Here is a 19,513-nt window from a genome sequence, read left to right on the forward strand (position 1 = left end):
GTTTGTTAAATGACTTTTGTCTCTGTATGAAGTGCATGAATCAATTCTTTCACTTGATCACTTAAATCGCCCTTTAAAATGCGTCCTGCAGCCTTTTGCGGCGGCAAAAAGATATCAATCGTCTCTGTTTTCGCTTGTACATCCTCTTCATCCAGATTCAAATCATCTAACTCTAGTTCATCGAGCGGCTTTTTCCTTGCCTTCATAATGCCCGGCAGCGATGGGTAGCGCGGATCATTCAGCCCTTGCTGAGCCGTTACGAGCAGCGGCAGCGTCGTCTGAATTTTCTCTGAATCTCCTTCCACATCACGAATGACTGTCACTGTCTCACCGTCAATTTCAATACCGGTGATCGTCGTCACATATGGAATGCCAAGCTGATCCGCCACACGCGGACCGACTTGACCGCTGCCGCCATCAATCGCCACATTGCCGGCAATGATTAAGTCTGCACCTTTGTCTTTTAAGTATTCCGCCAGAATAGCTGCTGTTGTATATTGATCACTCTCTTCAATATCATCTTCTATATTAATAAGTACAGCCCTATCTGCTCCCATTGCAAGTGCGGTACGCAGCTGCTTTTCTGCCTCTTCACAACCGACGGACACAACGGTTACTTCGCCGCCTTTGTCATCGCGAATTTGGATCGCTTCCTCAACCGCGTACTCATCATACGGGTTGATGATGAACTCCGCACCGTCTTCTTGGATCGCACCATTTTTCACACTGATTTTTTCTTCCGTATCAAATGTTCTCTTTAACAGTACGTAAATGTTCATGCTTTCCCCTCCTGCTTTGGTCGTTTTCCAAACGGCAAATACTTTTCTGAAAAAACTAATTACCTGTAAACTTCGGCTGGCGCTTCTCTATAAATGCACCAATTCCTTCTTTAGCATCTTGGGATTGGAACACTTCTCCGAAAAGTTCGGCTTCTCTTGCCGCTCCTTCGTAGTACTGGGCATGCTTAGAATAATTCATCAGTTCAATGGCTGCTTTCATGCTGACTGGACTTTTTAAAGATATTTTCGCAGCCATTTCCCGGGCTTTTGTGAGCAGCTCCTCCTCCGGAAATGCATGATTAGCTAGTCCCCACTGTACAGCTTCCATGCCGGATATCGGCTCACTCGTCAGAAGCAGCTCTGCCGCCTTGGCCGCTCCTATATAACGAGGCAAACGCTGGGAACCTGCAAACCCTGGGACCAATCCAAGTGAAAGTTCAGGCAATCCGAGCTTTGCCTGTTCCGAGACGAGTCGTATATGACAGCTCATCGCCAGCTCCAATCCACCGCCTAGTGCAGCTCCATGAATCGCAGCGATGACCGGCTTTGAAAATGTTTCAATTCGTTCAAACACCTGTTGTCCCCGCAGCGCAAGCTTCGAAAACTCTTTGCCATTTTTCACTGTTGTAAATTCTTTAATATCAGCGCCAGCTGAAAAAAACCTGCCTTCACCGCTGATCAGAACGACGCGCACTTCCTTGTCCTGTTCAATCTCATTGAACGCTTGCTCAATGTCAGCGATTAACGCGCTTGAAAGGGCATTTGCAGGCGGTCTCTGAATAAGTATTTCAGCTGTCCGCCCTTCTCTTTTCCAGGATATGTATTCCATCTCCTGTCATTCCCCCCTTATGTTCGATACCAATCAACGAATAGAAAAACCATTTAACAGCAGATTTCCTACTTCAGGAGCAAGAGCCGGAAGGTCATACTTTTGTTCGTTCATGACCCAGGTAGTCACTGTTTCATCTATCGTCCCAAAAATCATTTGTCTAGCAAGCAGGACATTTAATGATGACCGGAATTCCCCTTTCTCGACCCCTTCCTTCAACACTTCGTCAATGAGCTGCATATACTCCTTCAGCACCGCATTAATTTTCAAACGAAGCTCTTTATTCGATTGTCTAAGCTCCAATTGAGTCACCACAGCTAAATGCCGATCTTCTGCCAACATAGTAAAATGATGTTCTACTAATAACATTAACTTCTCTGCAGCTGTGCTTTTTCCTGCCAGCGCTTTTTGAATTTCTTCTACAAAACTGCCCATTTTCTCTCGAAATAACGAAATTAAAATATCTTCTTTATTCTTAAAATATAAATAAATGGTGCCGTCTGCGACGCCGGCTTGCTTCGCTATTTTTGACACTTGAGCTTGGTGATAGCCATTTTCCGCGATCGCTACAACAGCAGCATTAATAATTTGATGGTATTTCGGTTTATTTCGTTTCACAGGGTGATCCTCCCGCCCTCTCAATATTTTCCAAAATGAATGACTATTCATTCATGGTTTATATTATCGTTTTGTCTATAAAGAGTCAAGAGAGGGACGAGTGTTTCTTTCATTATTTCAGTCATTTCGTTTTCTCTTGCTTTGCTCTCTCTTCATCTATTAATACACGTCGTAAAATTTTGCCAACAGCTGTTTTTGGCAGCTCCTCTCTGAATTCATAAATTCTCGGCACTTTATAAGCGGCTAAGTATGTTCTTACAAATTGGTTTAATTCTTCTTCAGTTGTTGAGTACCCTTCCCTTAAGACGATATATGCTTTCACCGTCTCTCCCCAATAAGGGTGTGGCACACCTACAACCACTGCTTCCTGCACCGCTTCATGTTCATACAATACTTCTTCCACTTCTCTCGGATAAATGTTGTAACCGCCAGAAATAATCATGTCTTTCTTTCTATCAATAATAAAGAAATAGCCTTTGTCGTCCATATAGCCGATATCCCCTGTCAACAGCCAGCCATCTTTAAATGTCATTTCTGTTTCTTCCGGACGATTCCAGTATCCCTTCATCACTTGCGGCCCTTTAATAATAATTTCTCCAATCTCTCCCGGAGGAAGGATCTCTCCTGTACCCATAGATAAAATAGCTGCCTCTGTATCCGGCCATGGGACACCGATGCTGCCTTTCACCTGCTCACGATCCCATAGAAAATTCGAATGTGTAACAGGCGATGTTTCGGATAACCCGTATCCTTCTACTAACTTGCCGCCGGTAGCCTTCTCGAATTTCTTCTGCACTTCAATAGGAAGAGGGGCTGATCCGCTGAGGCATGCGCGAATAGAAGATAAGTCATATTTGTGCAGATCAGGGTCATTCAATAACGCAATATAAATAGTAGGAGCACCTGGAAATAAAGTAGGCCGCTGCTTGTGAACTGTCTTCAATGTCATCTTTACGTCAAACTTTGGGAGAAGCACCATCTTATAAGCCTGCATAATGGATAAGATCATCACAGTCGTCATACCGTATACATGAAAAAACGGAATAAGCCCCAGCATCACTTCCTCTCCCTTCTTGCACTTATACAGCCAAGAAGCACACATGGAAGTGTTCGCTATCAAATTTTTATGAGTTAACATGACACCTTTCGGCAGTCCTGTCGTCCCTCCCGTATACTGAAGCAGTGCAATATCTTCGTCAAAGTCGAAAGGAATATCTAATTCTTCCGCTCTCTCTGAAGCGATAATGCGCTTAAACTCATGGTTCGTTCCCCGCTCTTCTACTTGAACTTTCAGGCCCGTCTGTTTTGCCTGTATAAAAGGATAAAGAATGTTTTTTGGAAAAGGCAAATAATCTTTCACAGCCGTTACAATGATATGTTTTAAATCCGTGCGATCCATCACCTGCTGTACACGGGGATATAAAATATCCAATGTAATCATCACTTTACAACTTGAATCTTTCAGCTGGTATTCTATTTCACTTTCTGTATAAAGCGGATTTGTTTGAACGACGACACCACCAGCATATAAAATGCCAAAATAACTAATAACTGCCTGCGGTCCATTCGGAAGCATAATTCCTACCCGATCGCCTTTTTCAACACCGAGCTTCTTCAAATAACAGCCCACTTTTAAAGATGATTCATATACTTCCTGAAACGTCAACTCTTTTCCCATAAAATGAATGGCTGTTTTAGCAGGATAATCTCTTGCTGCTTTCGTCAGATATGCTTGAACCGGTTGTTCTTCATAGGCAAGCGTTGCCGGTATTTCCTCTGGATACTGTGCAAGCCAAGGCCGATCGTCCATTTTTATCCCTCCACATCCATTTTGAATGTTGAAAATATTGCACTCAATTATAAACTATTCATGAAGGCCTTGCCAAATGTTAAAAAAGCAAAGCCTTTTCATGAAGTAGTCGTATTTTTAAGAACTAGAGAGAGGGAATACGGCTAATTCAGCCCGTTTCGATTGATGCTCTATCGTTATGTTTAACCTTGGATTTACTAATAAAAAGCTCCTTTTATTTCAATCGCTTCGGATGAAAATATACGCACAGTCATTTTGCCATGTTTTGATGCTGCACGAATCAAGATGGGCTGATTGTATTGATTTTTGAATACAAAATCCGGTCCCCACCAACTGACTGTAGCATCTTTGCCAGGAGGGACATATGGCACCCTTCTACTGTGTGAGTAGCGTTCAATGATTTGTACTCCTTTTAAATTTACTGCGTTAAACAATGTGGAAGAAACTTGGCATATGCCTCCGCCAATATCCTCCGCAAGTTCACCTCTTACAATAACCGGTGCGCGCTTATAGCCTCTTTCTTTCGTGCGCCTTCCGACAACATCATTAAAAGAAAACTTCTCCCCCGGGAAAACGACATGATTATCAATGGCTTTTGCTGCCAAAACAATGTTATGGGAACGTTCCTTATTATTCTCCCTATAATAAGTTGTAAAACGGCCGACCTCCTTCGTACTAATTTCCGCCAAAAGCTCACTATCCACTTTTGGATAAATGCTCTTTGTTGGAACATGTATAACACCTGATTCGTTTCCATAGTAAAAGGAATAAAATTGTTCTAGAAATGTTTGCCGATCAAGAATTGTTCCCAGCTCGGCCGGAACAATGGTTCCTTTGTCATCCAGCCGCGCATTAACTGGTTCCCTATAGACTTGTTTACTTAAACGCTCCATCAATAAGTGCAATTTTTCTTGATCAATCCATACCTCGCCAATCGGGGAAAGAGAAAAATGCTGATGCATAATGGTTTCACTGTTCGTTTGATCTGTAACGATGAGTCTTTGAGCTGAGGGTTGATGGGGGGGAACTGCCGCCAATAGCAAAAGAACCATACAAATCATTTTCTTTATCATTCCATTACCTCCTCGTCCTAGTATTAGTTGAAGAGACGATTTCATGTATGAAAAAGAGTATCGGCTCATTTACTAAGGGCGGCTATTTTAACTGCCTTAATCCCTTGCTAACGTAACATATAATGTTGTGTTTACATTGCTGTCATTTTTAAAGGAAAGCACTTCTTCACCGCGGCAATGAACAATATCACCTTTTTCAGCTAAAAAGCTTTTACTGTCTACAGTAAATGTGCCGCTCCCTTCCCATACAACGACATATACGTCGGCATTTGGATGAGGGTGCGGAGGAAGCGCCTGACCCGGCTGAAAATTTAGAACGAAGGCCATCGATTTCCCTCCGCTTTTCACGACGTTTCGAGTAAACTTCTCATCTGAAAAGGTCACATAATTCATCATTGATTGCTTATCCATAAAAAACTCTCCTCCTCACAAAACATCATTTCCTCCCATTCAGATTTTCATAAAAAAGGACGGGTGTCAATGGACCGACACCCGTCCTTCATTTAAGAAATGAGTTTTCCTAACCCGTCATCAAGCACAATTGGCTTTTTCCCGCTTTCTGCTGCGGCGAACTTTCGTTTAAGCCCCCAGAAAAAGCCGATAACGATGATTCCCGTGATAATGGCTGCCCCTATATAAGCGGCATTCATCGACAAACCAAATCCGATTTGCGCGTTCAATATATAAGTGAAAGTTGCCATCGTAATAAATGCGGCTGGTATAGCCGCAATCCAGAAGTTTTTCCTCTGCAAGGCAAGATACATCGCCCCTACCCAGAGAGCAATCATAGCCGTTGACTGGTTCGCCCAAGAGAAATACCTCCACAGAATCGTAAAGTCAACTTGCGTGAGGGCAACTGAAACGACAAACATCGGTACAGCAATCCATAAGCGGTTACCGATGTTTCTCTGTCCAGCCCCAATATAATCAGCAATGATCATTCGTGCACTGCGGAAAGCTGTATCCCCAGACGTAATTGGCAGCACGATCACTCCAAGAACAGCCAACGTTCCAAACACTGCCCCCAGTGTTGTCATCGCTACCTCTTTCACGATTCCAGCTGGTCCTACAGCTGCCAGCAATTCATTTAACGTGGTTCCATTGAAAATGGACATCGCCGCCGCTGCCCATATCATCGCAATAATAGCTTCCGTAATCATCATGCCATAGAAAATAAAACGTCCCTGTGACTCTCCCTGCGTCGTTCTCGAGATAATCGGAGACTGTGTTGCATGGAAACCAGACAGTGCTCCACACGAAATCGTTAAAAATAAAAGCGGGAAAATAGGAAGATTGTCAGGATGCATATTCACAAATGAAAGTTCTGGAATCGGGTGGCCTTGGAATAACAGCGCACCTCCAATTCCGACTGCACTAATTAATAAAAGCGCACCGAAAATAGGATAGAAGCGCCCGATCATTTTATCAATCGGCAAAAGAGTAGCCAGTAAGTAATAAACAAAAATAACAGCAATCCAAACGCCGGCTGTCATCCATCCGGGGGTCAAATCTGCAAGTAATGCCGCTGGAGATGTCACAAAGACCGTTCCAACAAGCACGAGCAATAAAATTGAAAAAGCATTTACTACATGCTTAAAAGCTTTTCCAAGGAAGATCCCGGCAAGTTCCGGCAAATGAGCGCCACGGTTTCTAAGTGAAATCATTCCGGTTAAATAATCATGAACCGCCCCAGCAAAAATGGCTCCAAAAACAATCCAAATAAAAGCAACAGGCCCATAAAGCGCTCCCATAATCGGTCCAAAAATAGGTCCGACACCAGCGATGTTTAACAGTTGGATCAGTGAGTTCTTCTTTTTATCCATTGGCACATAATCCACACCATCAGCAAGCGTATAAGCCGGGGTTTTCCTTTCTTGCTTGACTCCAAACACCTTCTCCACATACTTGCCATACGTAAAATAGCTGACTATCAGTAAAATAATAGCGGCAATAAATGTGAACATGGATTTCCCTCCTTTGAATAAACATATGACAAATCTTTTCAAAGGATGACGAATAGTTTCTTCATTGTAATATGATTGACCTTATTGACCTATTCATGGAGGATATCCTTCAATGAGTCACGATATATTTCTCCTTATTCATGATATTCCTGCCACTTTAACATTGATTCCAGCCCAAAAAAAGAGCTGCTTCCTGATGAAGACAGCCCCTTTCTACTTTAAGCAATAAATGTTAAATAAACGATCCCAATGATCAGAAAGACGCCGCATAGTGCGAGCAGTACTTTCGCTAATGTTTCCATAGTCCCTCTCCTTAATCCATTAAAGCTGCGCCGATGACATACGATAATCCGACGGAAATTACCATCGCGATAAAACCGACCGCACGATTGTCTTTTTTGATTTCTTCATCGATTTTAAAATGGGGAGTTAGAAATTCAAAAATAAAGTAACCAGCTAACAGTAAGATAAAACCGAATGTCCCCCACCCGACCATTGTCAAAACGCTGTCGTTGTGGGCAATGGAGTGGCGAAAAATGTTAGAAAGGCCAAATATTTTTCCACCTGTTGCCATTGCAACAGCCATGTTGCCTTTTTTGATCTCTTCCCAGTTACGGTATTTCGTTACCAGTTCAAATACAGCCAGCGACAGCGTTATACAAACAATGACGACGCTGTAATAACCAGCAAGCTGCACGAATTCATTTTCCCAAAACTGGTTCATATCAATAAAGCCCCTCTTTTTCGGATTCTTCTTATTTCAATTCAACGACTGTCACGCCGCTGCCGCCTTCGCCTGCTTCACCAAAGCGAGTCCGTTTTACCGATCGATGATTTTTTAAATATTCTTGAACTCCTTTTCGCAGCGCTCCCGTTCCTTTTCCATGGATAATAGAAACATGCGGATAACCGGCGAGCAAGGCATCATCAATGTATTTCTCCACTTTTACTAACGCATCTTCATAGCGTTCGCCGCGCAAATCCAGTTCAAGGCTGACGTGATAATCTTTGCCGCGTACCATAGCAAGTGGCTTCGGTTCGGCTTTTTTCTCTGACTTCATGAATTGCAAGTCGCTTTCTTTCACTTTCATCTTCATAATTCCGATTTGCACGTGCCACTCGTGATCGCCCGCTTTTTCAAGCAATGTGCCTTTCTGGCCAAAGCTGAGGACCTTTACTTCGTCGCCCGGCTTTAGTATGCGCTCTACGGCCGCTGCTTTCTGCTTTGGCGCTTTTTTCGTTTCCGGCACAGCCTCTGTCAGCCGCCGCTTCGCTTCAATTAATTCATGCTCTTTCACATCTGCTAGTTTTTCCAGCCTCATCGTACGCAAGTCGCGGATGACTTCTTCTGCTTCTGCTTTCGCCTTTTCGACGATATCTGCTGCTTTTTGGCGCGCCTTCTCTGCAAGTTCTTCTTCATTTGCATAATAATCCTGCATTTGCCTTTGCATATCTTTATGCAGCTGTTCAGCAAGCTTCAAATACTCACGCGCTTCCTTCTCTTCTTCTTCAGCCTTTCTGCGTGCCTGTTCAAGTGAAGCGATCATTTGATCGACTTCATTCGTATCTGCACCGATCAGTCCCCGTGCCTGCTGAATGATGCCAGGGTCAAGCCCAAGACGGGTAGAAATTTCAAACGCATTGCTTCGTCCTGGCACACCGATTAACAAGCGGTACGTTGGACTCAGCGTCTCCACGTCAAATTCTACGCTCGCATTAATGACGCCTTCTCGGTTATAGCCGTAAGCTTTTAACTCCGGATAATGCGTAGTCGCAATGACACGCGCCCCGCGGTTATGTACGTCATCAAGAATCGACATCGCCAACGCCGCACCTTCTTGAGGATCTGTACCAGCGCCAAGCTCATCAAACAAAACAAGGCTGTTATGATCGACGTGCTTTAAAATATCAACGATGTTCACCATATGAGATGAAAATGTACTTAGACTTTGCTCAATGGACTGCTCATCTCCAATATCGGCAAAAACCGAACCGAACACTGCTGTTTCCGAGCCATCCAGCGCTGGAACCTGCAGACCTGACTGAGCCATTAGGGTGGTCAATCCAAGTGTTTTTAATGTAACTGTTTTCCCGCCGGTATTCGGTCCTGTAATTAAGATCGTTGTGTAATCTTTTCCAAGTTCGATGTCACTTGCTACCGCTTCATCAATCGGCAAAAGTGGATGGCGCGCCTTATTCAGCCGGATATAGCCATTTTGATTAATCAATGGTTTCGTGCCTTTGATTACTTGGCCAAACTTTGCTTTTGTAAACATAAAATCAAGATCGCCAAGCAGACCGGTTAAGTAATAAAGTTCTGTTCCATGCTCTTCAACCTCTACGGTCAGCTCAGTAAAAATCCGTTCAATTTCCAATTGTTCCTTCAGCTTAAATTCGCGAATCTGGTTGTTCATTTGCACGATCGATTCCGGCTCAATAAATAGCGTCTGACCGGATGAAGACTGGTCATGGACGATGCCGCCGTAATGTCCGCGATATTCTTGTTTCACTGGAATAACGTAGCGGTCATTCCGAATCGTAATGATCGCATCGGATAACATTTTCTGGGCATTGCTCCCGCGAATTAAACTTTCGAGCTTGCTGCGAATCCGGCTTTCATTGGCGCGCATCTGCTGACGAATATGCCGGAGCGCTTCACTCGCTGAATCGAGCACGCCGCCATGTTCATCAACTGTATGCTTAATCTTATGTTCAAGCGGTGTCAGTACCGGCAGCTCATCTGCTTTTTCCGAAAGAATTGGCAGCTCCTCACCATCTTCAATTAAATTTGTAATAAACTGCTTCATCATGCGGCCCGCATAGATTGTACTAGCTACTTGGACGAACTCCATGCCATTCAGCATGCCGCCGATCTGCGCCCGCTTCACTTGCGGCCGGACATTATAAATGCCGCCAAGCGGAGCATGTCCTTTTATACGCAGCACTCGTGCCGCTTCATCTGTTTCCTCCTGCAGACGGACCACTTCATCAAACGAAACGAACGGCTGCAAAGATTCTGCCTGTTCTTTCCCTAGACTGGAGGCTGCATGTTCGGCAAGCTGCTGCTTAATTTTGTCAAACTCAAGAGTCTTTAATACCTTTTTATTCACGTAACAGGAATCCTCCCTATTTATTTGTTTCGATGAACGAATGCCAAAAAGTCTTCTTTGCTGTACGTATTAACGACCGTTTCAGGTCGAAGCCAGCCTTTTCTTGCCGCTTTAGCGCCAATTTCCATAAATTCTAGATGTTCAATCGCATGGGCATCCGTATTAATCATAATCTTCACCCCAGCAGCCTGTGCTTTTTTCAAGTAGTCTGCTGATAAATCGAGCCGATGCGGATTCGCGTTTAGCTCAAGAGCCGTATTCGTTTCCTTTGCTAGTTCAATTAACTCTTCCATATCCACGTCATAACCATCCCGGCGGCCAATGAGCCGCCCAGTCGGATGAGCAATCAAGTCGACGTGCGGATTCCTTAATGCGGCTTTTAATCGAGCCATAATCGTCTGCCGCGGCTGAGAAAAACTAGAATGAATAGAAGCAATGACAAAGTCCAGCTGGCTTAGTACATCATCATCGTAATCAAGCGTGCCATCCGGCAAAATATCCATTTCAATACCAGAAAGAATTTCAATGTCTTCGTATTGTTCATTTAACCGCCGAATCTCTTTATTTTGCTGGAGCAGCCGCTCGACTGACAGTCCATTTGCTACTTTTAAAAAGCGGGAATGATCTGTAATCACCATGTACTCATACCCTTTAGCGCGGCATGCCTCCACCATCTCCTCAAGAGAATACGCCCCATCCGACCAAGTCGTATGCATATGAACATCGCCCTTGATGTCGCTAAGCTTAATTAAAGAATCCTTTTCCTTAAATTGGTCTACTTCTGTTCCATCTTCCCGTATTTCTGGGGGAATCCACGGAAGATTAAAATAATGATAAAATTCTTCTTCCGTTTGAAACGTCTTCACTTCCCCCGTTTCAATAGACTCGACACCGTATTCACTGATTTTTTCTCCACGCTCTTTTGCCAGCTGTCTCATGCGGACATTATGGTCTTTGGAGCCGGTAAAATGATGGAGCGTAGAAGAGAATTCCTCAGCTGTGACAATACGGAAATCGACCGATACGTCCCACTCTCCTTCAAGGACGAGTGAAACTTTCGTGTCACCCGCTGCAATCACTTCTTTCATTCCGTTCAGTTGTAACAGCTGCTCTTTTACGAGCGCAGCATCCCCAGCGGCAATAATAAAATCGAGATCTTTAATCGTTTCCCGCAGGCGACGCAAACTTCCCGCACGTGAAAACTGCTGGATGCCTTTCATACTAGCAAGCTGACGTTCGATCGATTCCGCCAGTGGCAGCATATACGTAATCGGCAGGCGCTCCGGCCGCTTGCCTGCTTCTTCAATCGCCGCCAGGATCTTCTCTTCTGTTTTCGCACCAAAGCCAGACAACTCACGTACTTTGTTCATTTCACATACGTCTTTCAAATCATCTATATTTTTCACATTCAGCTCTTTATACAACTTGGCAATTTTTTTACCGCCGAGTCCGGGAAGCCCAAGCAAAGGAACGAGCCCTGCCGGCACTTCTTCCTGCAGCTCCTTTAACACAACAGACTCACCCGTTTCGCGGTATTCTTGGATTACCGCACTCGTCCCCTTACCAATTCCTGCGATCTTTGTCACATCTTCAATTTCAGACAAGCTGCGTTCATCTGTTTCCAATGCAGCGGCCGCTTTTCGAAAAGCAGCAATTTTAAACGGGTTTTCTCCTTTTAATTCCATATATATCGCTATTTTTTCTAATAAACGAATAATATCTTTTTTATTCACCATCATCGTCACCATGCTTTCACCATCGATCATTTTCCCTACTTAATAGTAACAGAAAAGCCTGACAAAACAAAAACTTCTCTTTTAAAAAGAGAAGCGGTTCAACTGATCAAGCGAATGAAAATTTTGAAGTGCATCCGATAAATAAGGTGTATGATGAATCATATAGGCAGCCACTGCGGAATTATCGATCATCGTTGAAAGCCCGTTTTGTGGAAGCAAGGCAGCCAGATAGATAAGCACAAATAACAAAAGATAAGTTTCCAGAAATCCAAAAATTCCTCCGCCAATCTTATTTACTTCCCTTATAATAGGTATCTGGGCCACCTTGTTCACTAAAGAACCGAGCATGGACAAGGCGATTTTTACTAAAAGAAAAATAAGAATAAAGGCAATCGCTCCATAATAAAATGATTCGAAACTAGTGGTCACAAACCTAAATGCTAGATTTTGGTCAACCGGCGGCATTGGAATCCAATTTTTCAACAGCGGCGCCACTTGCTCCCGTAAGGTAAGGGCGGCAAGAATAGCAAGAATGGAACCGGCTATGTGAAAAAACTGCAAAATAAACCCTCGCTTCAAACCAATCACAATGCCGAAAAATATAAATAGAAGGATAATGATGTCAATCATGTCGGTCAACCTTTCAGTCCTTTCAGTTCTTCCTTTAAGTGGTTCATTTCTTCTTGTAATTTCATATACTCATGAACCGTGTTTACTGCCGTCAAAACGGCAATTTTATTCAAGTCAAGAACTGGATTCTTTAATTTAATTTCCCGCATTTTTTCATCGACCATACGAGCTACATGCTGCATATGACTTTTCGATTCTGTGCCGACAATTGTATAATGATGTCCGTATATGTTAACCGTAATGCGATTTTTTTGTTCGTTCGACACTGGAAAGCCCCCATTCGTAAAGAATCCTACGTGCTATCATACCATGAGTAAGAAATCATGAAAAGCCGCAACTATAAAGGAGAATTTCTATTGAGCCATACTGTATTGAATGTATCGAATGTCACTCTTTCGCAAATGAAGGCGCATTATGCTGCCTATTCCACCGGCAAGCTGCCGGCAGGTGCTGTCTTTGCTGCCAAAACATCCGCCTGTTCCATCACTGGCTACCGTTCAGGCAAAGTGCTGTTCCAAGGAAAAGAAGCGCAGTCAGAAGCCGCTAAGTGGCCGGGAGAAACTGCAAAAGCAGCCCCTGCCAAACAAAAAAAACCATCCGCTGTCAGCTTGCCGCCTGGTTTTTCGGGAATGTCTGTTATAGGCAGCGACGAAGTCGGTACCGGGGATTATTTCGGTCCAATCACCGTCGTCAGCGCCTATGTAAGGAAAGATCAAATGAATGAGCTGAAGGATATGGGTGTCCGCGATTCAAAAGACTTAACCGATTCTCAAATCGTCAGCATCGCCAAAAAAATCGCCAAAATAGTACCATACAGCCTGCTCATTTTAAAAAATGAAAAATACAATGAACTGCAGCAAACAGGCATGTCACAGGGAAAGATCAAAGCACTGCTTCATAACCAAGCACTTATTAACTTGCATGAAAAGATTCTTCCCGAACGCCCAGAAGCTGTATTAATCGATCAGTTCGCCGAAGAGAGTACGTATTATCGCTATTTAAAAGATCAAAAACGAGTCTTTCAGGAAAATGTCTTTTTTAGTACAAAAGGAGAAAGCATTCACCTTTCTGTCGCCGCGGCCTCGATCATTGCCCGCTATGCTTTCGTTAAACAAATGGACAAACTGAGCAGTGAAGCAGGCTTTACTATTCCAAAGGGTGCCGGCAGCCAAGTGGATGCCGCAGCTGCCCGGTTAATTCGTGAAAAAGGCGAAGACGCTCTGCTTTATTTTACGAAAAAACATTTTGCCAATACCGAAAAAGCGAAAAAACTAATTAACAAATATTGAAAAGAAACAGCCTGACCCGATCAATCGGGTCAGGCTTTCGCAACTGCATGTTCCTGTGACGCTTTCGCCGACTTATGAGCGGCTTTCCCAATTTTGTGCGCACATATTTGTCGATTGTGCACGCACTTAAGAGATTTGTGAACGCAGCCCCAAAAAAGCACTCCCGCCATTTGCGGGAGTGCTTAAACAAGCATTAACTTCTTAATTCTGCGCCTGCTTTTTCTTTCAATGCCTCTAATACGCCGTTATGCACTTGAACGACTTCTTCGTCCGTTAATGTCCTTTCTGGATCAAAGTATTTGAGAGAGAAGGCAATGGATTTTTTGCCTGCTTCAATATGTTCTCCTTCATACAGATCAAAGACGCGCGCATCTTTCAGCAGCTGGCCGCCGGCTTCTTTAATAATGGCCTGTAAATTACCTGCTTCCACGCTTGAATCTACAACGAGAGCAATGTCACGTGTAATGGATGGGAAGCGCGGAATTGGTTCGTAAACGACCGCTTCTGTTTCAGCTGTAAATAATGGGCTTAGTTTTAGTTCAAAAACGTATGTTTCTTTTATATCTAGATCTTTAGCTTGCTGCGGATGCACCTGTCCAACGAAACCGATCTCTTTTCCGTCGAGTTCAACAGCCGCGGTACGTCCCGGATGCATACCAGAGACCTCTGCCTTTTTAAATACAATGCGCTCTAAAAGACCAAGTTTAGCAAGAAGTCCTTCTAGGATACCTTTGGCAACGAAGAAATCAACAGCTTTCTTTTCACCCTGCCATGGATTCTCTTCCCATAGTCCCGTGATCGCGCCTGCTAGATGTTCTTCTTCTGCCGGCAGTTCCGCACCTGCTTCCCTTAAAAAGACGCTGCCAATTTCATACAAGGCAAGTGAGTCGATTTGACGAGCATTGTTGTAAGCAACGGTTTCCAGCAGCTGAGGTACGATGCTCAATCGTAAATAAGCACGCTCTTCACTCATCGGCATCGCAAGTTTAATTAATTCACGGTTTTCTAAAGCATATTCTTTCGCCTTTTTCTCACTCGTTAAAGAATAAGTGATCGCTTGATATAAACCTGCTCCTTCTAAAAAGCGGCGAACAGCGCGGCGTTTTTCTTGGTAGTCAGTCAAACCGCCAGGATATGCTGCACCTGTTGGAACCGTTGTCGGTAAATGGTCATAGCCGTATAGCCGAGCCACTTCCTCAACCAGATCTTCTGGAATTGTAATATCACCGCGGCGAGTCGGCACAGTAACAATGAAGGACTCGTTATCTATTGCTACTTCAAATTTTAAACGGCGGAAAATATCTTCTACTTCTGCTGTTTGCAAATTCGTTCCAAGTACACGGTTTAGTTTCTCAAGTGTCACCGAAACAGTTTTCGGTTCAAGATTGATTTCACCGGCAGCGACACTTCCAGCCAGCACTTCTCCACCGGCATATTGTCCGATTAATTGGACAGCCCGGTCAGCCGCTGCCTGCAGGCGGTTCGGATCGACACCTTTTTCAAAGCGGGCGCTTGCTTCTGAACGAAGACCATGATCTTTAGATGCTTGGCGGACACGCTGACCGTTAAAATAAGCAGACTCAATCAAGATCGTTGTCGTATCGGCTTCTACTTCAGAATTAGCACCGCCCATAACGCCTGCCAGCGCTACAGGTTCTGCTCCATTTGTAATGACTAGGTGCTCGGATGACAACGTCCGTTCTGCATTATCGAGTGTCACCATTTTTTCACCATCACGAGCGCGGCGGACAACAATTTCTTTAGAACCTAACCGGTCATAATCAAACGCATGGAGCGGCTGGCCATATTCAAGCAAAATATAGTTCGTAATATCAACGACATTATTGTGCGGACGAATTCCTTCCGCCATGAGGCGCGTCTGCATCCAAAGCGGAGATGGGCCGATTTTGACATTTTTCACGACTCGCGCTATGTATAGTGGATTGTCCTCTTTCGCTTCAATATTCACTTTAATCCAGTCTTCAGCCTGCTCAGCCGCTTCATTCACTTCAATAGCAGGAAGCAGCACGTCCTGGCCAAGAATGGCAGCTACTTCATAAGCAACACCAATCATGCTCAAGCAGTCTGACCGGTTCGGTGTGAGGCCAAGCTCAAGTACTTCGTCATCTAGATTCAGCTGTAACAGCGCATCCTCCCCAGGCGTCACATCGTTTGGAAAAACGAAAATGCCTTCTGAATATTCTTTAGCGACAAGCTTGCTCTCAATGCCGAGTTCTTGCAGGGAACAAATCATGCCGTGTGATGCTTCACCGCGCAGTTTCGCTTTTTTTATTTTAAAGTTCCCCGGAAGAACGGCCCCTACTTTCGCCACTGCTACTTTTTGTCCCTTATCTACATTCGATGCACCGCAAACAATTTGCACTGGCTCGCCTTCTCCGATGTCTACTTGACAAACATTTAATTTGTCCGCATTCGGATGCTGCTCTTTTTCGAGAACATGGCCGACGACGACCCCTTTAATCCCTTCGCCGAGCACTTCGACTCCTTCTACTTCAATCCCGCTGCGGGTAATTTTCTCCGCCAGTTCTTTTGCCGGCATCCCGCCTAAATCAACGTATTCGCTCAGCCATTTATATGAAACAAACATTGTTTGAACCTCCTTTAATTATTCATGTTCTGCAAATTGTGTTAAGAAACGCACATCATTCGTGTAAAAATGACGGATATCATCAATGCCATATTTCAGCATCGCAATTCGGTCCGGACCCATTCCAAATGCAAAACCCGTATATTTCTTTGAATCAAAGCCAGCCATTTCTAATACGTTCGGATGCACCATACCCGCTCCTAAAATCTCGATCCAGCCAGTATGTTTACAAATCCGGCAGCCTTCCCCGCCGCACATACAGCTGACATCAACTTCAACAGATGGTTCCGTAAATGGGAAAAAGCTTGGACGGAGACGAATTTCGCGATCTTCACCGAATGTTTTCTTAGCAAACACTTCAAGCGTGCCTTTTAAATCGCCCATGCTAATGTTTTCATCAACAACAAGACCTTCAATCTGCGTAAATTGATGAGAATGCGTGGCATCGTCGTTGTCGCGGCGATACACTTTTCCTGGACAAATAATTTTCACAGGACCTTTGCCTTTATACTTTTCCATCGTACGCGCCTGCACAGGTGATGTATGTGTGCGCAGCAAAATCTCTTCTGTAATATAAAAAGAATCCTGCATATCGCGTGCTGGGTGGCCTTTAGGCAGATTCAACGCTTCAAAGTTATAATAGTCTGTTTCCACTTCCGGGCCTTCAGCAATCGAATAGCCCATGCTGATAAACAAGTCTTCAATGTCTTCTACAACTTGTGTGAGCGGGTGAGCGCTGCCGCTTTTCACCGAACGGCCTGGCAGGGTCACATCAATTGTTTCCTTTTCCAGCTGTTCCACGATCGCTTTTTGCTCTAGCCCCGTCTGCTTCGCTTCAATTGCCGATGCAACAGCAGCACGTACTTCATTCGCAAGCGCCCCCATTTTCGGGCGTTCTTCCGCTGACAATTTCCCCATGCCTTTTAATACTTCTGTGATCGGTCCCTTTTTTCCTAAATAAGCGACACGAATGTCATTTAGCTGCTTCAAGTCTTCAGCTGCTTCGACTTTAGCGAGCGCCTCTGTTTGTAACTCTTTTAATTGCTGCTCCATGTCTGACTCCTCCTTCATTTTTACAGAACAAATGCGCAGGCGCCTCCATTAGCACCAGCACGCAAAGGTTCTGCCATGCGATGATTTTTCAGTTTTTTTAACCAATAAAAAAAGCCCCGTCTCCCGGAAAGGGACGAGGCTTTGGTCGCGGTACCACCCTTTTTAACATGCCAAACATGTTCACTTCATTGACGTAACGGTTCTTCACCGGGGCATCTTTACGCAAATAGCGGTCCCGATGCCGGCTCAAGAGGTGAACTTCACTCATCATTTCGTAAAAGTGCTTCCAGTCTTTGACACTTTCTCCCTGAAAGAAATCAAATGAGCTACTCTTCTCTGTCATTGCCTTTTCCTTTATGCAATTACCGTTATTATAGTCAACCCTACTTAAAAATTCAAACGTTTTTCAAGGATTGTTTGAAATGATACAGTAAAACCCCAGCGGCAACTGCCACATTCAACGATTCACTGCGTCCATAAATAGGAATAAATACATTGCTGTCCGTCACTGACAATAAATCTTCATCCACACCGCTTCCCTCATTGCCGACAAGAAGGGCAAACGCATCCATCACTTCTGCCTCTCGGTAGTCAGACGCCTCCTGCAGGGATGTGCCAAAGACTGGTATTCCCTGCTCTTTCAATTGATGAATGACTTCAAGCAGCGGTCTTTGGACGATCGGCAAATGAAAATGGCTTCCCTGGGCCGACCGAAGCACTTTCGAATTGTATAGATCTGCACAGCCGCTTCCAAGAATGACCCCGTCAAGTCCAGCTGCATCTGCCGTCCGGATCATCGTGCCGATATTGCCTGGATCCTGCACCGCGTCAATAAGCAAATATGTACGGCCTTCCAAGACCTCTGAAAACTCTTGCTTGCGGCAGATGGCAAACACTCCCTGGCCTGCTTCTGTATCAGACAATGCTCTCGCTATTTCAGGTGTCACCATCGTCATTTCTATGTCGTCCACATTCCAATGCGGCGGCAGTTCTGCTTCCTCGGAAATGATTAATTCAACGATTTCGTCTTTATAATGTAACGCTGTTTCCACTAAATGAAAACCTTCTAACATATACTGGCCGGTTTTTTCCCGCTCTTTTTTCGTCAGCAGTTTTTTCCATTGCTTCACTTGCGGGTTTTTTACTGATTGAATAAATTTCACGTCTTCCGCTCCTCTTTCCGTTTTCGCTGCTTCATTATAGCTTATTTTTTCCGCATAATAAACGAAAGACCCGGTGAAAATAAAATGGATCACTGCGAAAAGGAGCGAGCCATATGAATTTCAACTTGCGTAATGCCGTTTTAAATAACGTGTCAGGAAGTTCTCAAGAACAGCTGGAACAAACCATCGTCGATGCAATCCAGCGCAATGAAGAAAAAATGCTGCCTGGCCTTGGTGTCTTGTTTGAAGTGTTTTGGAATAACGCGGATGAGCAAGAAAAACAACACATGCTGCAAACGCTAGAAGAAGGATTGAGATAAAAAACAGGCTACACTTAGCAGGAGTTTTCTCAAAATCAAGGCATTCAACTCTTATGAGACAACTCCTGCTATACTCTAGACTGCTCATTCCATTTAAAATAAAAAGCCATCCGAATACTCGGACAGCTCTGTTCCTTTCTATTCATTCCATCCATCCATACGATGCCCTGAAGAATACGGATATGGCTGGTAATGCGGGTGGTGGTGGTGGTGATGGTGATATGGATGATGATAAGGATAATGCGGATAATGACTTATTGGCCGCGGTCTCGGATATGGATAGTGAGGGTATGGATGATGATATGGATAGTGATAGGACTGATGATACTGCGGATAATGGTGCATTTGGTATGGCTGTTGTCTTTCATCCATCATTTCCATGTTGCCTAATCCATCCCGCTCCATAAGCTGTTCATCTTCAAAGTTAAAGTCTTGGTAATACAAAAGAATATCCCCCTTTATTTTTGCTTGCACTTTACCTTATTCAATTCTCTCCCACTTTGTGTCTCTCTTTATCATTTCGCCCTGCTT

Annotated in this window: 18 protein-coding genes and 1 other annotated feature; of the genes, 2 read left to right on the forward strand and 16 right to left on the reverse strand. The window is 44.2% G+C overall.

Going from position 1 to position 19,513, the window contains the following annotated elements; genetic code table 11:
* Positions 1 to 5: 5 nt before the first annotated feature.
* The 12 genes from QYG89_RS02510 to zapA all read right to left on the reverse strand — a co-directional run bounded on the left by QYG89_RS02510 (position 6) and on the right by zapA (position 12,815).
* Positions 6 to 779, reverse strand: coding sequence for an electron transfer flavoprotein subunit beta/FixA family protein (locus QYG89_RS02510; protein WP_404314199.1), 774 nt, complete (start codon positions 777 to 779; stop codon positions 6 to 8).
* A 55-nt stretch (positions 780 to 834) separates the two neighbouring features.
* Positions 835 to 1,608 carry an enoyl-CoA hydratase gene (locus tag QYG89_RS02515; protein ID WP_404314201.1) on the reverse strand — a complete coding sequence of 258 codons (774 nt, stop codon included), beginning with the start codon at positions 1,606 to 1,608 and terminating at the stop codon, positions 835 to 837.
* Positions 1,609 to 1,641: 33 nt separating this feature from the next.
* On the reverse strand, positions 1,642 to 2,226 hold the full coding sequence (locus QYG89_RS02520; RefSeq protein WP_404314203.1) for a TetR/AcrR family transcriptional regulator: 585 nt from the start codon (positions 2,224 to 2,226) through the stop codon (positions 1,642 to 1,644).
* 121 nt (positions 2,227 to 2,347) lie between these two features.
* Positions 2,348 to 4,036 (reverse strand): long-chain-fatty-acid--CoA ligase, encoded by a 1,689-nt coding sequence (locus tag QYG89_RS02525; protein ID WP_404314205.1) that lies wholly within the window; start codon positions 4,034 to 4,036, stop codon positions 2,348 to 2,350.
* Between the two features lie 197 nt (positions 4,037 to 4,233).
* Positions 4,234 to 5,109, reverse strand: a complete 876-nt coding sequence (locus QYG89_RS02530) for a VanW family protein (RefSeq protein ID WP_404314207.1) — start codon at positions 5,107 to 5,109, stop codon at positions 4,234 to 4,236.
* 96 nt (positions 5,110 to 5,205) lie between these two features.
* Positions 5,206 to 5,520 carry a cupin domain-containing protein gene (locus QYG89_RS02535; protein ID WP_404314209.1) on the reverse strand — a complete coding sequence of 105 codons (315 nt, stop codon included), beginning with the start codon at positions 5,518 to 5,520 and terminating at the stop codon, positions 5,206 to 5,208.
* A 92-nt stretch (positions 5,521 to 5,612) separates the two neighbouring features.
* Positions 5,613 to 7,073: a carbon starvation CstA family protein gene (locus QYG89_RS02540; protein ID WP_404314211.1), complete on the reverse strand. Its 1,461-nt coding sequence runs from the start codon at positions 7,071 to 7,073 to the stop codon at positions 5,613 to 5,615.
* Between the two features lie 313 nt (positions 7,074 to 7,386).
* Positions 7,387 to 7,797 carry a DUF350 domain-containing protein gene (locus QYG89_RS02545; RefSeq protein ID WP_404314213.1) on the reverse strand — a complete coding sequence of 137 codons (411 nt, stop codon included), beginning with the start codon at positions 7,795 to 7,797 and terminating at the stop codon, positions 7,387 to 7,389.
* A gap of 31 nt (positions 7,798 to 7,828) precedes the next feature.
* The gene (locus tag QYG89_RS02550; RefSeq protein WP_404314215.1) at positions 7,829 to 10,183 is read right to left on the reverse strand and encodes an endonuclease MutS2; all 2,355 of its coding nucleotides are present in this window, start codon (positions 10,181 to 10,183) and stop codon (positions 7,829 to 7,831) included.
* Between the two features lie 20 nt (positions 10,184 to 10,203).
* Entirely contained in the window at positions 10,204 to 11,922 is a 1,719-nt protein-coding gene (polX, locus tag QYG89_RS02555) for a DNA polymerase/3'-5' exonuclease PolX (protein WP_404314620.1), read from the reverse strand.
* A gap of 78 nt (positions 11,923 to 12,000) precedes the next feature.
* The gene (locus tag QYG89_RS02560) at positions 12,001 to 12,549 is read right to left on the reverse strand and encodes a CvpA family protein (RefSeq protein WP_404314217.1); all 549 of its coding nucleotides are present in this window, start codon (positions 12,547 to 12,549) and stop codon (positions 12,001 to 12,003) included.
* Positions 12,550 to 12,554: 5 nt separating this feature from the next.
* Positions 12,555 to 12,815, reverse strand: a complete 261-nt coding sequence (gene zapA / locus QYG89_RS02565; protein ID WP_404314219.1) for a cell division protein ZapA — start codon at positions 12,813 to 12,815, stop codon at positions 12,555 to 12,557.
* A gap of 90 nt (positions 12,816 to 12,905) precedes the next feature.
* On the opposite strand from zapA, the gene rnhC reads away from it, so the two are divergent.
* Positions 12,906 to 13,838, forward strand: coding sequence for a ribonuclease HIII (gene rnhC, locus QYG89_RS02570; RefSeq protein WP_404314221.1), 933 nt, complete (start codon positions 12,906 to 12,908; stop codon positions 13,836 to 13,838).
* 193 nt (positions 13,839 to 14,031) lie between these two features.
* Here rnhC and pheT read toward each other — a convergent pair whose 3' ends face one another.
* The 3 genes from pheT to QYG89_RS02585 form a co-directional block, all read right to left on the reverse strand.
* On the reverse strand, positions 14,032 to 16,446 hold the full coding sequence (gene pheT / locus QYG89_RS02575; protein ID WP_404314223.1) for a phenylalanine--tRNA ligase subunit beta: 2,415 nt from the start codon (positions 16,444 to 16,446) through the stop codon (positions 14,032 to 14,034).
* Positions 16,447 to 16,464: 18 nt separating this feature from the next.
* Positions 16,465 to 17,499: a phenylalanine--tRNA ligase subunit alpha gene (gene pheS, locus QYG89_RS02580; RefSeq protein WP_404314226.1), complete on the reverse strand. Its 1,035-nt coding sequence runs from the start codon at positions 17,497 to 17,499 to the stop codon at positions 16,465 to 16,467.
* Between the two features lie 126 nt (positions 17,500 to 17,625).
* Positions 17,626 to 17,851 (reverse strand) — a binding site (T-box leader).
* Positions 17,852 to 17,894: 43 nt separating this feature from the next.
* Positions 17,895 to 18,662: a TrmH family RNA methyltransferase gene (locus tag QYG89_RS02585; protein ID WP_404314228.1), complete on the reverse strand. Its 768-nt coding sequence runs from the start codon at positions 18,660 to 18,662 to the stop codon at positions 17,895 to 17,897.
* 113 nt (positions 18,663 to 18,775) lie between these two features.
* Between QYG89_RS02585 and sspI the strand changes: the two genes are divergently transcribed.
* Positions 18,776 to 18,982, forward strand: coding sequence for a small acid-soluble spore protein SspI (gene sspI / locus QYG89_RS02590; protein WP_404314230.1), 207 nt, complete (start codon positions 18,776 to 18,778; stop codon positions 18,980 to 18,982).
* A 138-nt stretch (positions 18,983 to 19,120) separates the two neighbouring features.
* On the opposite strand, the gene QYG89_RS02595 is transcribed toward sspI, so the two are convergent.
* Positions 19,121 to 19,426 (reverse strand): hypothetical protein, encoded by a 306-nt coding sequence (locus QYG89_RS02595; protein WP_404314232.1) that lies wholly within the window; start codon positions 19,424 to 19,426, stop codon positions 19,121 to 19,123.
* Positions 19,427 to 19,513: the final 87 nt, after the last annotated feature.

Source organism: Bacillus lumedeiriae (genome assembly GCF_044891285.1).
GTDB lineage: Bacteria > Bacillota > Bacilli > Bacillales > Domibacillaceae > Pseudobacillus > Pseudobacillus lumedeiriae.

Coding starts and splice junctions, on each gene's coding strand:
- QYG89_RS02510 (WP_404314199.1), bottom strand. CDS start 779: ATGAACATTTACGTACTGTTAAAGAGAACATTTGATACGGAAGAAAAA.
- QYG89_RS02515 (WP_404314201.1), bottom strand. CDS start 1,608: ATGGAATACATATCCTGGAAAAGAGAAGGGCGGACAGCTGAAATACTT.
- QYG89_RS02525 (WP_404314205.1), bottom strand. CDS start 4,036: ATGGACGATCGGCCTTGGCTTGCACAGTATCCAGAGGAAATACCGGCA.
- QYG89_RS02530 (WP_404314207.1), bottom strand. CDS start 5,109: ATGATAAAGAAAATGATTTGTATGGTTCTTTTGCTATTGGCGGCAGTT.
- QYG89_RS02535 (WP_404314209.1), bottom strand. CDS start 5,520: ATGGATAAGCAATCAATGATGAATTATGTGACCTTTTCAGATGAGAAG.
- QYG89_RS02540 (WP_404314211.1), bottom strand. CDS start 7,073: ATGTTCACATTTATTGCCGCTATTATTTTACTGATAGTCAGCTATTTT.
- QYG89_RS02545 (WP_404314213.1), bottom strand. CDS start 7,797: ATGAACCAGTTTTGGGAAAATGAATTCGTGCAGCTTGCTGGTTATTAC.
- polX (WP_404314620.1), bottom strand. CDS start 11,922: ATGATGGTGAATAAAAAAGATATTATTCGTTTATTAGAAAAAATAGCG.
- QYG89_RS02560 (WP_404314217.1), bottom strand. CDS start 12,549: ATGATTGACATCATTATCCTTCTATTTATATTTTTCGGCATTGTGATT.
- pheT (WP_404314223.1), bottom strand. CDS start 16,446: ATGTTTGTTTCATATAAATGGCTGAGCGAATACGTTGATTTAGGCGGG.
- pheS (WP_404314226.1), bottom strand. CDS start 17,499: ATGGAGCAGCAATTAAAAGAGTTACAAACAGAGGCGCTCGCTAAAGTC.
- sspI (WP_404314230.1), top strand. CDS start 18,776: ATGAATTTCAACTTGCGTAATGCCGTTTTAAATAACGTGTCAGGAAGT.